The organism is Aureimonas mangrovi (genome assembly GCF_014058705.1).
In the GTDB taxonomy this organism is placed as follows: Bacteria; Pseudomonadota; Alphaproteobacteria; order Rhizobiales; family Rhizobiaceae; genus Aureimonas; species Aureimonas mangrovi.
In genome coordinates this window covers 2188054-2201489 of the sequence record NZ_CP059692.1, presented here as the reverse complement: position 1 = coordinate 2201489, position 13436 = coordinate 2188054, and the positions used below count along the sequence as shown (strand labels likewise).

The following is a 13436-nucleotide window of genomic DNA, read 5'->3' as shown; positions in this document are numbered from 1 at the left end:
CCGCCGCCCTCTGCGGCAAGCGCGCTCAGCCGCGCAGCATCGTCTCCAGCAGCGGTTCCGCCTCCGCCCAGTTGCGCGCCTGCTCCGCGCCCTCCGGCAGCGGCGGCAGATGCGGGCGCAGCCCGTCATTTGCCATCAGATGCAGGAGCCGCGTCCGCGCGAGGCTGCGGCGCACACCGGCGAGATTGGGCGGCAGATCGTCCACGAAGACGATCGGCCCGTGCCACCGCTCGGCGAGTTCGGCAACGATGCCGCCCTTTGAGCGCTCCGTCGCGATCATCGGGTAACGAAGGCCCGCCGCATCCAGAAGTCTGCGGCGATGGGTGTGGAAGCTCGGCGTCATTGCGGTCAGGAAAACGATGTCGGCGATGCGCGAGAGGCGCTCGAGCGCTGGGGCGACGCCGTCGACCGGGCGCTGGCGCGTTTCCTGCTCCTCGTAGAGCCTGCGCGTGAAACCGCCGACGGCCTGCCCCGAGACAGCCGCGCCCGTCGCCAGCGATCGGACATTGCCGGTGAGAGCGAAACTGTCGAAATGCATCCGCGCGCCATTCTCCTCGAGGAGTGCGCAGAAGGGTTCGACGAAATGGAGGACCACCTCGTCGACGTCGAGGACGAGGAGCGCTTCGCGGTGCTTCGCGATGTCGGCGGGAGCGGGGCCGACGGTCGTCGCCCCCGTCATGCCGGGTCGGCCGCGCCGTAGCTGCGCGAAAGGTGGGTCCGCGCCGAAACGACAGCGTCGGGCCGCAACTGCGCGCTTTCGCAAAAGGAGAGCAGCGTGCGCTCGTCGGCCAGCATGAAGTCCAGAAGGCCGGCGAAGAAGGCGGGCTGCGTGGCGGCCTCGCGCAGCTCGTGCGCCTCAAGGCCCGAAAGCGAGAGAAAGCGGTTCGTCAGGTCCGGATCGCCTGCCAGGAACTGCAGCGCGGCGACGCCGGTGGCGAGCCCGTCGTCGCCCCGGTTCGAGGTCATGTCCGCCTTCAGCATCGAGCGCTCCTTTTCCCGCGCAGGGCACGGTTCCCATTTCTTAAACGAAACGGGTGTAGAACCTGCCCATGCGGGGCTGCAACCATCGGCCGCCCTGCATCGCGAGTTCGAGTGTTGGAGTATCGCGAACCATGTCGAAGACCGTGATGATCGTCGAGGACAACGAGCTCAACATGAAGCTCTTCCGCGACCTGATCGAGGCACATGGCTATCAGACGGTCCAGACCCGCAGCGGCCTGGCCGCGATGGATCTTGCGCGCGAGCATCGGCCGGACCTGATCCTGATGGACATCCAGCTCCCCGAGATTTCCGGGCTGGACGTGACCCGCAAACTGAAGGCCGACGAGGAGCTGAAGGCAATTCCCGTGATCGCGGTCACCGCCTTCGCGATGAAGGGCGACGAGGAGCGGATCCGCGAAGGCGGCTGCGAAGCCTATATTTCCAAGCCGATTTCGGTCACGCGGTTTATCGAGACGATCAAGGCGTTCCTTGGCGACGCCTGAACGCTCCTGGCCCGACGGGTTCAGAACTTTGCGGCGTCCTTAACCATTCGTGAAGACGGCGCGCGGCGAGCGTCGCAATGACCGTTGCTTTTCCACATGAATCTCCGCAATGGTTTGTCCGGGCGGAGCGCCTTTTCGCGGACGGTTCGTTCGCGCGCTTTCCCCATGGAATGCTCAGGTCCGCCGCATCTCCTGGGTCCCGTGGGGCGGCCGGCCGGTCCTCGATCACCAGCGGTGTCCTCGTACCGCGATCGGGCGACCGGCCGGTCATCTCCTCCCCATGCGCCTGTTTCTCCACAAGTCTTGCACAAGCCTCAGTGCGTACCCATTTAGGTATGGTGCAACGCGTCCCCGCCGAACATAGCGGGTCGATGCGCCAAAGGCTTCGCTTCGCTCGACCACGGATGTACTGGCGGGCGGTTCGCGAGGCCGCACTCCTCGAAAGAGGCACGCGAGCCGCCGGGTTAACCCTCGGCGGCTTTTGCATTTCAACGTATTCAGATGGGCAGCCCGCGGGCGCGCCGGGCCGTAATGCATTCGGGATCTCCCGGCATGCAGGCGCGGCAGACGTCCGGGCGGAGCGCATAGACGAGGCAGCTCGTGCGCTCGCCCACGACGCCTGAAAGTGCCGAGCACCGGTCGTCCTCGCATCGCATTCCTGAAAGATCGGAAGACACGAAGGCAGGCGGCAGCGCGTCAAGGCGTTCCTCCGGTTCGGTGCTGAAGCGCGGCCAGTCGGCCGAATGCGCGCAGCACGCGCCACAGGTCTGGCAGTCGAAGGGTAGCGAGCGGTTCATCCCCGTCGATCTACCGCATCGGCAGCATACGTGAAACGCGACTCGCGCGACGAGCAAGGATGGAGGCGGGGAAGGGCCAGGTCGCCACGACTTCTCCCATTTTCGTGATCGACAATTGAGGCGGGGCGGAAGGCCGACCGCCCGTCCACAAGTGCTCTCATCCCAAGTCAGTCAGGCCGTTCATCATTTTCCCTGCGACGCTCTTGACGTCGCCTGAGGGACCGCGAAACGGCCACCAAACGACCTTTTGCGCCACGCGGTTTCGCCGCATGACGGGGCGAGGCTTTTGGTCATCCGCAACGGCCCGCCATGGGTGGCGGCAACACCAGAAACGGAGACCACCCTTGAAGAAGACCCTTCTCGCTCTCGCATTCCTTTCCGCCAGCTCCGCTGCCGCCTTTGCGCAGGATGCCCCTGCCGCCACCGAAGCCGCGCCCGCCGCGACGCCGACCTGCGCCGAGGCGCTTCCTCAGATCGTGCAGCTCGTGGATCAGGCCGAGGCCGGCGGGCTGGAAGTAGCGACCGCGCGCGATCATGTCGGTTCGGCGGAAGCGGCGCAGTCGGCCGGTGACGAGAGCGGCTGCATCGATGCGCTGGTGATGGCACAGAACACGGTGATCGAGCAGCTTCCGCAGCAGGACACTCCGCCTTCCTGATCCGTCCGCGATACGGACTCTTCCACGACGGGCTCGCTCCTAGAAGGAGCGGGCCCGTTGTCGTTTCCGTGCGGTCGACAGACGCATGCGGCGCTGGCATGACGGAAGTACACAGGCCACAGTCTCGAAGGGAGGCGGACGCTGAAGGGCAGGCAGGATTTCGGCAGGCGGCCAAGGCGTGGGTCGCGCCGGCGCGACGACCACGGCGGCTGACGGGCATCTCCCTCTTCACCCGCCCGATGGCGGCGATTGCGGTCGCGGCCAGCGTCTTCGCTCTGATGCTCGTCGCGTTCGACCACGAGATCGCGAGAGCGATGACGCGCGAACCGGACGGCGTGCGCAGCTTCCTGCACTATGCGACCGACGCCGTTCTCGTGCGCTGGTATCTCTATCCCTCGGGCGCGCTCCTCCTCGCCCTCTGCTTCGTCGACCTTCGGGCCTTGCCGCGCGCGCGTCGGTGGCGAGCCCGCATGCTTGCCGTGGATGCTGCCTATCTCTTTGCCAGCGTAGCTTTGGCCGGCGTCATCACCAACATACTGAAGGTGCTTTTCGGCCGCGCCCGCCCGCCGTTCCTCGACGAATACGGGCACCTCGGATTCAGCTTCCTACGCTTCGGCTGGGACTATTCGTCCTTCCCTTCCGGCCACGCGACGACGGCCGGGGCCGTCGCGGCTGTGGGGATGGTCTTCTTCCCGACGATCCGGCCTGCGCTCCTCGTCATCGGCCTGTGTTTTGCCGCAAGCCGCTTCGTCGTCGAAGCGCATTTTGCCAGCGACGTCGTGATCGGCTTTACGATCGGCTTCCTGACGGCAACCGTCGTTGCGCGCTGGCTGGCCCTGCGGGGTGTCGCCTATGGCTTCCGGGCAGGGGGGCGAGGCCTTGCGGGCCTCGTTCCGGTGCGGCGGCGATCGCTGCGCTGAACCTGACGTCAGGCCATGTCCCGGGCCGATGCGGGCGCGGCCAAGGCCTCGAAGCCGCGCAGGAGGTCGTCCTTGAGATCCTCGACGTCCTCGAGACCGATCTGGAAGCGGAGCACCGGGCCTTCCTCCGGCGCGAGCGCGACCGTGCGGTCGGACAGGTCAGGCTGTAGCGCGAGGCTTTCGAAACCGCCCCAGGAATAGCCGAGGCCGAAGATCTGCAGCGCATCGAGGAAGGCGCTCGCCTCGCGGGTGCCGCCGCCCGCCATCACGACCGAGAACAGCCCGCTCGCGCCCGAGAACTGCCGCTTCCACAGATCGTGGCCGGGGAAGGAGGGCAGGGCGGGGTGCAGAACGCGCGAGACTTCCGGCCGCGCCTCCATCCAGCGCGCAATTTCGAGCGCTGCCGCCTGGTGATGCGCGAGCCGCACGGCCATCGTCTTGAGGCCGCGGAAGACGAGATAGGCGTCGTCACCGCCGACATTGAGGCCGAGCTGCATCTGAGCCGCGCGCAGGCGCTGATAGGTTTCGCGCGTCGCCGAGACCGAGCCGAGCATCACGTCCGAATGACCCCCGGGATATTTCGTCAGCGCATGGATCGACAGGTCGACGCCGTGCTCGAGCGGCCGGAAGAAAAGCGGCGTCGCCCAGGTGTTGTCCATCATCACGAGCGCACCGGCCGCGTGGGCGGCGTCCGACATAGCGCGGACATCGATCATCTCGAACGTGTTGGAGCCGGGCGCCTCCAGGAAGAGCGCACGCGTGTTCGCCTTCATCCGGGCGGCGATGCCGGCGCCGAGCGCCGGGTCGAAATACTCTACCTCGACGCCCATGCGCTTCAACATCGTATCGCAGAACAGGCGCGTCGGCCCATAGACGGAATCGACGACCAGCAGATGATCGCCGCTGGACAGGAAGGCGAGAAGCGGGACCGAGACCGCGGCGAGCCCCGACGGGACCAGGATGGTGCCCGCAGAGCCCTCCAGCTCGTCAAGCGCGCGTTCGAGCGCCTCCGTCGTCGGTGTTCCGCGCAGTCCGTAGGTGTAGAGCTGCGCCCGCTTGCGCATTGTGTCGGTGTTCGGGAAGAGGACGGTCGATGCGTGAACGACCGCCGGATTGACGAAGCCGTGATGGCTGGCCGGATCGTGCCCTGCCCGGAGCGCGCGCGTCTGGGGCCGCAGACCATCAAAGCCCTTTTCAATGCTCACTTTTTCACCTTCTTGCATGTCTCCTTGGCGCAATGTGGCTAAAGCAGTTTTGCGCCGGGGAAAAAATCGTCAAAAGCTTGACCTGCAAATTTTTATGGCATGAAGTCGCGTCAGGACAAGGTCCCAAGACCGGGCGGTTCTGACGTCGCCACCCTGGGCGAACCGAAGATACTTATGGTCTTGCAAAGCTCAACTCGGGAAGGTGAACTTATGAAATTGAAGCTTCTGACCGCCGTGCTCGGTCTGACGGTCGCGAGCGGCACGGTCGGCGTGGCCTCCGCGCAGACGCTGCAGGAGACGGAGAGCCGTGGCAATCTTCGTTGCGGCGTGAACACCGGCCTTCCCGGCTTCGGCTACCAGGACGATGCCGGCGAATGGGCCGGCCTCGACGTTGATTACTGCCGCGCTGTCGCCGCCGCGATCTTCGACGATCCCTCCGCCGTCACCTTCTCGCCGCTCTCGGCAGTTCAGCGCTTCCCTGCGCTTCAGAACAACGAGGTCGACATTCTGGCCCGCAACACGACCTGGACGATGGACCGCGACACGGCGCTTGGTCTCGCCTTCGCCGGCGTCAACTATTACGATGGCCAGGGTTTCATGGTGCGGGAAGACCTCGGCGTCACCTCCGCGCTCGAACTGTCGGGCGCAACGATCTGCGTACAGAGCGGCACCACCACCGAGCTGAACCTGGCCGATTACTTCGCCAGCAACAATCTCGAGTACAACCCGGTCGTCATCGAGTCGCAGGCCGACGTCAACGCCGCCTATGACAGCGGCCGCTGCGACGCGCTCACGACGGATGCCTCGGGCCTCTATGCCTCGCGTCTGGAGATGGGCAACGCCGACGAGCACATCGTCCTGCCGGAAATCATCTCCAAGGAGCCGCTCGGCCCGGCCGTGCGCCAGGGCGACTTCCAGTGGTTCAACCTCGTCAAATGGGTGCACTTCGCGCTCCTGAACGCCGAGGAACTGGGTGTGACGCAGGCCAATATCGACGAGATGCTGGAGTCGGAGAACCCGGACATCCGCCGTCTCCTCGGCCTGGACGGCACCTTCGGCGAGAGCATCGGCCTCGAGAACGACTGGGCGGTGAAGGTCATCCGCCACGTGGGCAACTACGGCGAGATCTTCGAGCGCAACGTCGGCTCCGAGACCCCGCTGGGCATCGCGCGCGGCCAGAACGCGCTGTGGACCAACGGTGGTCTGCAGTACGCCCCGCCGGTCCGTTAAGGTCCGCGTTTAGGCCTTCGGGCCACTCATTCAGGACCGCCGCGGCTCACCTGTCGCGGCGGTCGTTTCACTCCGGAGCATCGGAGCGGTGCGGGCGATCGGCTCGCGATCTTCGATGCAACATATCAATGAGTTGGAGCAGGCCGTGCCGATCTTCCGAGGTCGCCGCCACTCCGGACACGAACAGGCCCCCATGACCGCAGATGTTTCGCCCATGCCCCGGGAAGAGACCCGCGATTCCCTGGTGAACAATCCCGCGGTGCGCAGTGCGGTCATTCAGATCGTCCTCGTCGTATCGATCTTCGCCTTCGGCTGGTGGCTGGTTTCGAACACCGCCCGCAACCTTGCGGCGTTGAACATTTCCTCGGGATTCGGCTTCCTCGATGCGCGGGCCGGCTTCGACATCGCGCAATTGCCGATCGAGTATTCCAACAACTCCACCTATGGCCGGGCCATCCTTGTCGGTCTGACGAACACGCTGATCGTCGCGGGCACCGGCATCGCTTTCGCCACGATCCTCGGCTTCATCGTCGGCATCGGGCGCCTGTCGCACAATGTGCTCGTGCGCAGCGTGTCGACTGTCTATGTCGAGGTCTTCCGCAATCTGCCGCCGCTGCTCGTCATCCTGTTCTGGTATTTCGGCGTCCTCGCCGTGTTGCCCCTGCCGCGCAACGCGATCGAGCTGCCGTTCTCCTCTTACATCTCCAATCGCGGGCTGCAGACGCCGATCGCGGTCTTCGAGCAGGGCGCCTGGGTCGCCGGCGTCGTCGCGCTGATCGGCATCGTCGCCACGATCGCGCTGTCGCGGATGAACAGGCGCAGGCAGATGGCGACGGGCGAGCGCCGTTCGATCCTGCTTCCAGCCCTCGGCTTCATCGTCGGCGTGCCGTTGATCGTCTTCGTGCTGATGGGCTCGCCCATGAGCTTCGAGCTGCCGCAGCGCGGCACGTTCAACCTGACGGGCGGCTTCCAGGTCCGGCCGGAATTCCTGGCGCTGTTCCTCGCCTTGTCGGTCTACACCGCGTCCTTCATCGCCGAGATCGTGCGCGCCGGCATCCTGTCCGTTTCCAAAGGGCAGAACGAGGCGGCGGCCGCGCTCGGCTTGCGCCGCGGGCTCGCACTGCGCCTCATCGTCGTGCCGCAGGCCTTCCGCGTCATCATTCCGCCGCTGACCAGCCAGTTCCTGAACCTCACGAAGAACTCTTCGCTGGGACTGGCGATCGGCTATCCCGAGTTGGTCGCGGTCGGTTCGACGGTCCTCAACCAGTCGGGCCAGTCCGTCGAGGTCGTGGTGATCTGGATGACGGTCTATCTCGGGATCAGTCTGACCGTCTCGTTCCTGATGAACTTGTTCAATCGCAAGATGGCGCTCGTCGAGCGCTGAGCTCGGCTCGAACGCTCTGCACCAATCGGATATCGGATCGCATGGAAGAACAGGTCGCCCGTTTCGTCGCCAGGGGAGAGAAGGAAGCGCTGCCGCCGCCGGCCGACGAAGTCGGTTTCACCGGTCGGCTCCGCAAGAGCCTCTTCGCGACGCCGCTCGACGCCGTCCTGACGATCGTCTTCGCGGTCGTGAGCGTCTGGATCATCTGGGGCATCCTCGACTGGGCGGTCTTCACGGCCGTCTTCGAGGGCACGGACCGCACCGCGTGCCTGGCGCCCGAGGGCGGGCGCGTAGGCGCCTGCTGGGCCTTCGTACAGGCGCGACTGTCGCAGTTCACCTATGGCCTCTATCCGCTGAACGAGCGCTGGCGCGTCGATATCGTCTTCGCGCTCTTCGCGGCGCTGCTCATCCCGATGGCGTTGCCGAAGGCCCCGTTCAAGCGGCTCAACGCGATCCTCCTGCTGGTCGTGTTTCCGCTGGTCTCCTTCGTCCTCCTCACAGGCGGGCGCCTGAACCTCGCGCCGGGCGGGGTCGCGTTCCTGTTCCTCGCCGCGGCCGGCATCGCGCTGTTCCTGGCGAGCGGGCGCAGCGCGACCGTGCGCCGCAACTGGGCCATGAAGGCCGCTCCGTGGGTGGTCTTCATCTCCGCTCTGATGTGGATGACGCACAACATCTTCGGCGCGACGCGCGCTGACCTCTTCGGCATGCGTCTGACCACGCTGACGGTCGGATCGGTCCTTCTGTCGGTCCTCGCGATCCTGATGGCGACCTTCGCGGTCTATCGGACGGCTGAGAACAAGTCCGGCGCCGCTCTTCTTCTCGTCCCCCTGGCCGGCGCCATCGGCGTCGTCGTCGCGCTCTCGGCCAACTTCGGTGTCAGCTACGTGCCCACGAACCTGTGGGGCGGGCTCCTGATCACGCTTGTGGTCGCGGTGGTCGGCATCACGGCGTCGCTGCCGCTTGGCATCCTCCTGGCGCTTGGGCGCCAGTCGCGCATGCCGGCGGTTCGGCTCCTGTGCGTGGTCTTCATCGAGTTCTGGCGCGGCGTCCCGCTGATCACGGTCCTTTTCATGGCCAATTTCATGCTGCCGCTGTTCCTGCCGAGCGGCATGTCCTTCAACCAGCTCCTCCGCGTTCTCGTCGGCGTGTCGCTCTTTGCGGCGGCCTATATGGCCGAGGTGATCCGCGGCGGTCTGCAGGCCATCCCGCGCGGCCAGTACGAGGGCGCCGATGCGATGGCGCTGACCTACTGGCAGAAGATGCGCATGATCATTCTGCCGCAGGCGCTGACGCTGGTGATTCCGGGCATCGTTAACACCTTCATCGGGCTCTTCAAGGACACGAGCCTCGTCTACATCATCGGCCTCGCGGACCTTCTGGGCACTGTGCGCCGCGGCTTCTCGGATCCGACATGGATCACGCCGTCGACGCCGGCCACAGGCCTGATCTTCGCGGGTTTCATCTTCTGGCTCTTCTGCTTCGGCATGTCGCGCTACTCCATCTCGATGGAGCGCCGTCTGTCGCGGGGCCACAAACACTAAGCGCGTATCGCGCCCAACACCTCAATCGGGCGACCGCTCACGGCGTGAGCGGGCCCGGACAGGAGCTTGAAAGATATGAGCCAGCTTGAGACCACCGCGCGCCCCGTCGCCGCGTCCACCATGTCGAACGAGGTCGCGATCGAACTCGTCAACGTTAACAAATGGTACGGCGAGTTCCATGTCCTGCGCGACATCAACCTGCGCGTCCGCCGCGGCGAGCGCATCGTCGTCTGCGGCCCGTCGGGCTCCGGCAAGTCGACGATGATCCGTTGCATCAACCGGCTGGAAGAGCACCAGAAGGGCCAGATCGTCGTCGACGGCATCGAGCTGACGGGCGATCTGAAGAAGATCGATGTCGTGCGCCGCGAGGTCGGCATGGTGTTCCAGCACTTCAACCTCTTCCCGCATCTGACGATCCTCGAGAACTGCACGTTGGCGCCGATCTGGGTGCGCAAGATGCCGAAGAAGAAGGCGGAGGAGATCGCGATGCATTATCTCACCCGCGTCAAGATCCCCGAGCAGGCGAACAAATATCCGGGCCAGCTCTCCGGGGGCCAGCAGCAGCGCGTGGCGATCGCCCGCTCGCTCTGCATGAACCCGAAGGTCATGCTGTTCGACGAGCCGACCTCCGCGCTCGATCCCGAGATGATCAAGGAGGTGCTCGACGTCATGGTCGGGCTCGCCGAAGAGGGCATGACGATGATCTGCGTGACCCACGAAATGGGCTTCGCACGCCAGGTCGCCAACCGCGTCATCTTCATGGATGCCGGCCAGATCGTCGAGGAGAACGTACCCGAGGAGTTCTTCGCTAACCCGCAGCACGAGCGCACGAAGCTCTTCCTCTCGCAGATCCTGCACTGATCGGCGCGACCGCCACTGTCTTTTCGAAGGTCCGAGGATCGAGCCGATCCTCGGACCTCTCGCGTTTCAGAACCCGGCTGCGACCTCGGCCAGCAGCCATTGGCGGAAGAGCCGCAACGCGCGGCGCTGCGGCCGGTCGGCCGGACAGGTGAACCAGTAGGCGTTCGGGCTCTCGAAGCCGAGGCCGCCCGCAGGCGCGAGCATGACACCGCGCTCTTCCGCGCGCAGCAGGTCATCGGGGATGAGCGCCAAACCCTGGCCCGCGATGGCGGCACGGATCACCAGCGTGAAGAAGCCGAACTCCACGATATGGCGCGGGCCCGGTGCGTCCGCCGCTAGCGTACCGGACGCGACGAGATCGCTCCACCGATTGGGCGTGCCGGGATGTTCGAGGATCGTCGCTGCGCGCAGCCAGTCAAGCCCGCCGGCGCCTGCACCGATCCGCTCCAGATAGGCCGGCGCACCGTAGAGGCTGACGCGTGTTCCGATGATGTAGTCGGCGCTCTCGCCCGCGAAGGGCGGCGCGCCGTAGCGAAAGGCGGCATCAGGCTCGGCCTGGCCGGCGGTGCGGAAGCTGGTGAATTGGACATCGACCTCGGGGTATCTTTCGGCAAAGGCCCCGAAGCGTGGCAACAGCCAGCGATCGCCGAAGATCGGCAGCGTGTGGAGGCGCAGGACGTTCTCGTCGCCCGAGAGCCGGGCGACCTCGAGCGCGGCATCCTCCATCGCCTTCAGTGCCACGCGCGCCTGCCGCACATAGATCTCGCCCGCCTCGCTCAGCCGCATTCCCATCGGGTGGCGCACGAAGAGGCGGTGCCCCACCGTCTCCTCCAGCTTGCCGAGCTGCTTGCTGACGGCGCTTTGCGAAAGATTGGCGGCCTCCGCTGCCGCCACGGTCGAACCGCGTTCGGCCAGCGCGAGGAGAACGCGCAGCGAAACGAGAGAGGGGGCACGGGCGAGGCTGTCGGTCATACTGAGATCACCCTATGCCATTTTGGAATTCCGCACGGAAAAACTTTCATTTCCAATCCGCAGGGGTAGCTGCCTACGATCGCGACATGTTGGAATTGGAGGCAGAAATGGGAACGACGAGCTTATGGGGTGGCCGCTTTCGGGGTGCGCCCGACCCGGCGCTGACGGCGTTCTCGCGGTCCGACCCCAGCCATTTGCGGCTCGTCCCCTACGATGTCGCAGGCTCCTGCGCCCATGCGCGCGAACTGCACCGCGCCGGGATTCTCGATGGAGACGAACTGGAAAGGATGCTCGCGACGCTTGCGGAGATCGACGGCGACATCGCAGCGGGCCGCGAGGCGACGATCGCCTCGGACGAGGACATTCATACCTTCGTCGAGCGCCTTCTGATGGCGCGGCTCGGCGCGCTCGGCGGCAAGCTGCGAGCGGGGCGCTCGCGCAACGATCAGGCCGCCAACGACCTCAAGCTCTACCTGCGTGACGAGGCGAGAACGCTTTCGGCGGGTGTCCTGGAGATCGTCGACGCGCTGGTCGCGCAGGGCGAGCGCCATGTCGAGACGGCCGCGCCCGGCTTCACGCATCTGCAGGCCGCCCAGCCCATCGCCTTCGGTCACCAGCTTCTCGCCCATGCGCAGGCGCTGTCGCGCGATCTCGACCGTTTCCTCGACTGGGATCGTCGCTCGGCGCGCTCGCCGCTAGGGGCCGCCGCGCTGGCGGGCAGCGCCATCGCGCTCCGCCCGGATCTCTCGGCCGCCGAACTCGGCTATGACGGGCCGTGCGAGAACTCGATCGACGCCGTCGGCAGCCGAGACCACGTCGCCGAATTCCTCTTCGTCACAGCGATGATCGGGGTCGATCTCTCGCGCCTGTGCGAGGAGATCATCTACTGGTGCTCGCAGGCCGTCTCCTGGGCGAAGCTGGATGATAGTTTCGCCACCGGCTCCTCCATCATGCCGCAGAAGAAGAACCCCGACATCGCCGAGCTGACGCGCGGGCGCAGCGCACGCCTGATCGGCAGCCTGAATGCGATGATGGTGGCGTTGAAGGGCCTGCCCTTCGCCTACAATCGCGACCTCATCGAAGACAAGCGCGCGACCTTCGAGGCGGTGGACACGCTGCATCTCGTGCTGCCGGCAATGGCCGGGCTCGTCTCGACGCTGCGTTTCGACGAGGCGCGGATGGCGGAGGCGGCGACGCAGGGCTTCACGCTGGCCACCGAAATGGCGGACTGGCTGGCGCGGCGTGGCGTGCCCTTTTCCTCGGCGCATGAGATCACCGGCAAGGCGGTGCGCTATTGCGAGGATCGCGGCATGACGCTGGAGGCGCTGTCGCGCGAGGATTTCACCGAGATCGACCCGGCGCTGGAGCCGGCCGTCGCCGAGCATCTGAGCGTGGCGGCGGCGCTTGCGGCCCGCTCGGCCTTCGGTGGCACGGCGCCCTCGGCCGTGCGAGAGCAGCTCTCACGCCTGCGTGACAGGCTCGGCGCACCGCGCGCCTTCGCCGCTTCGCACGAGGCCGCCCGATGAGCACGATCGCGCCCCCATCGCCTGCGGGCGGCGATCCCGCGCTCGCCGGGCTGCGTATCGTCCCACGGCGCCATTACGGCCGCTGGTTGGCAACGGCCCTTATCCTGCTCGCGCTCATCGGCCTCGTGCGCGCCTTCGCCGTCGGCCAGATCGAATGGTCGGTCGTCGGGCAGTTCCTGACGGCGCGCTCGATCCTGAACGGGCTCGTCAACACGATCGTCATGGCAGTGGCCGCGATGGCGCTCGGCATCACCCTCGGCGTCCTCTTCGCCGTCATGGTGATGTCGAAGAACCCCGTCCTCCAGAACTCGGCACGCGGCTATATCTGGTTCTTCCGGGGCACGCCGCTGATCCTCCAGCTGCTGTTGTGGTTCAATCTCGCGCTGGTCTTCCCGACGCTCGGCATCCCAGGCCTCTTCGAATTTCGCACGGTGGACGTCATCACGCCCTTCGTGGCGACTCTTCTGGGCCTCGGCATCAATCAGGGCGCCTACACGGCCGAAGTGGTGCGCGCCGGCATCCTCTCGGTCGACCACGGGCAGAGCGAGGCGGCCCAGGCGATCGGCATGGCGCGGCCGACGATCCTGCGGCGCATCGTGCTGCCACAGGCAATGCGCGTCATCATCCCGCCCGTCGGCAACGAGTTCATCTCGATGGTGAAGCTCACCTCGCTCGCCTCCGTGATCCAGTATTCCGAAATGCTGCGCAACGCGCAGACGGTCTACTTCGCCAACGGCCGCGTCATCGAGCTCCTGATCGTCGCCGCCATCTGGTACATCGCGGTCGTCTCGGTGCTCTCGATCGGCCAGTTCTTCCTCGAACGTCGCTTCTCGCGCGGCTATGCCAGGGGAGGGCGCTGA

General features: G+C 66.0%; 14 protein-coding genes. 9 read left to right on the top strand and 5 right to left on the bottom strand.

The window, feature by feature from the left end:
* Positions 1–25: 25 nt before the first annotated feature.
* Together H1343_RS10510 and H1343_RS10505 are read right to left on the bottom strand one after the other, a co-directional pair.
* A complete protein-coding gene (locus tag H1343_RS10510; protein ID WP_185982870.1) occupies positions 26–679 on the bottom strand; it encodes a hypothetical protein in 654 nt (217 codons plus the stop codon).
* Positions 676–981, bottom strand: coding sequence for a DUF3572 domain-containing protein (locus tag H1343_RS10505; protein ID WP_185982869.1), 306 nt, complete (start codon positions 979–981; stop codon positions 676–678). The genes H1343_RS10510 and H1343_RS10505 overlap by 4 nt, the downstream gene beginning before the upstream one ends.
* A gap of 131 nt (positions 982–1112) precedes the next feature.
* Here H1343_RS10505 and H1343_RS10500 point away from each other — a divergent pair, with 131 nt between their 5' ends.
* Positions 1113–1484 carry a response regulator gene (locus H1343_RS10500; RefSeq protein ID WP_185982868.1) on the top strand — a complete coding sequence of 124 codons (372 nt, stop codon included), beginning with the start codon at positions 1113–1115 and terminating at the stop codon, positions 1482–1484.
* 497 nt (positions 1485–1981) lie between these two features.
* On the opposite strand, the gene H1343_RS10495 is transcribed toward H1343_RS10500, so the two are convergent.
* Positions 1982–2281, bottom strand: coding sequence for a YkgJ family cysteine cluster protein (locus tag H1343_RS10495; RefSeq protein WP_185982867.1), 300 nt, complete (start codon positions 2279–2281; stop codon positions 1982–1984).
* 344 nt (positions 2282–2625) lie between these two features.
* Here H1343_RS10495 and H1343_RS10490 point away from each other — a divergent pair, with 344 nt between their 5' ends.
* Together H1343_RS10490 and H1343_RS10485 are read left to right on the top strand one after the other, a co-directional pair.
* Positions 2626–2937: a hypothetical protein gene (locus tag H1343_RS10490; protein ID WP_185982866.1), complete on the top strand. Its 312-nt coding sequence runs from the start codon at positions 2626–2628 to the stop codon at positions 2935–2937.
* 98 nt (positions 2938–3035) lie between these two features.
* The gene (locus H1343_RS10485) at positions 3036–3857 is read left to right on the top strand and encodes a phosphatase PAP2 family protein (protein ID WP_185982865.1); all 822 of its coding nucleotides are present in this window, start codon (positions 3036–3038) and stop codon (positions 3855–3857) included.
* Between the two features lie 8 nt (positions 3858–3865).
* Here H1343_RS10485 and metC read toward each other — a convergent pair whose 3' ends face one another.
* Entirely contained in the window at positions 3866–5080 is a 1215-nt protein-coding gene (gene metC, locus H1343_RS10480; RefSeq protein WP_185982864.1) for a cystathionine beta-lyase, read from the bottom strand.
* A 192-nt stretch (positions 5081–5272) separates the two neighbouring features.
* Between metC and H1343_RS10475 the strand changes: the two genes are divergently transcribed.
* The 4 genes from H1343_RS10475 to H1343_RS10460 all read left to right on the top strand — a co-directional run bounded on the left by H1343_RS10475 (position 5273) and on the right by H1343_RS10460 (position 10078).
* Positions 5273–6292, top strand: coding sequence for an amino acid ABC transporter substrate-binding protein (locus H1343_RS10475; RefSeq protein WP_185982863.1), 1020 nt, complete (start codon positions 5273–5275; stop codon positions 6290–6292).
* 193 nt (positions 6293–6485) lie between these two features.
* A complete protein-coding gene (locus tag H1343_RS10470) occupies positions 6486–7676 on the top strand; it encodes an amino acid ABC transporter permease (protein ID WP_185982862.1) in 1191 nt (396 codons plus the stop codon).
* A 41-nt stretch (positions 7677–7717) separates the two neighbouring features.
* Entirely contained in the window at positions 7718–9217 is a 1500-nt protein-coding gene (locus H1343_RS10465) for an amino acid ABC transporter permease (protein WP_185982861.1), read from the top strand.
* Positions 9218–9337: 120 nt separating this feature from the next.
* Positions 9338–10078, top strand: coding sequence for an amino acid ABC transporter ATP-binding protein (locus H1343_RS10460; protein WP_185985598.1), 741 nt, complete (start codon positions 9338–9340; stop codon positions 10076–10078).
* A gap of 66 nt (positions 10079–10144) precedes the next feature.
* On the opposite strand, the gene H1343_RS10455 is transcribed toward H1343_RS10460, so the two are convergent.
* Positions 10145–11050, bottom strand: coding sequence for a LysR family transcriptional regulator (locus tag H1343_RS10455; RefSeq protein ID WP_185982860.1), 906 nt, complete (start codon positions 11048–11050; stop codon positions 10145–10147).
* A 107-nt stretch (positions 11051–11157) separates the two neighbouring features.
* Here H1343_RS10455 and argH point away from each other — a divergent pair, with 107 nt between their 5' ends.
* Both argH and H1343_RS10445 read left to right on the top strand, forming a co-directional pair.
* Positions 11158–12576, top strand: coding sequence for an argininosuccinate lyase (gene argH / locus H1343_RS10450; protein ID WP_185982859.1), 1419 nt, complete (start codon positions 11158–11160; stop codon positions 12574–12576).
* Complete coding sequence (locus H1343_RS10445) at positions 12573–13436, top strand: amino acid ABC transporter permease (RefSeq protein WP_185982858.1); 864 nt, start codon at positions 12573–12575, stop codon at positions 13434–13436. Before argH ends, H1343_RS10445 begins: the two co-directional genes overlap by 4 nt.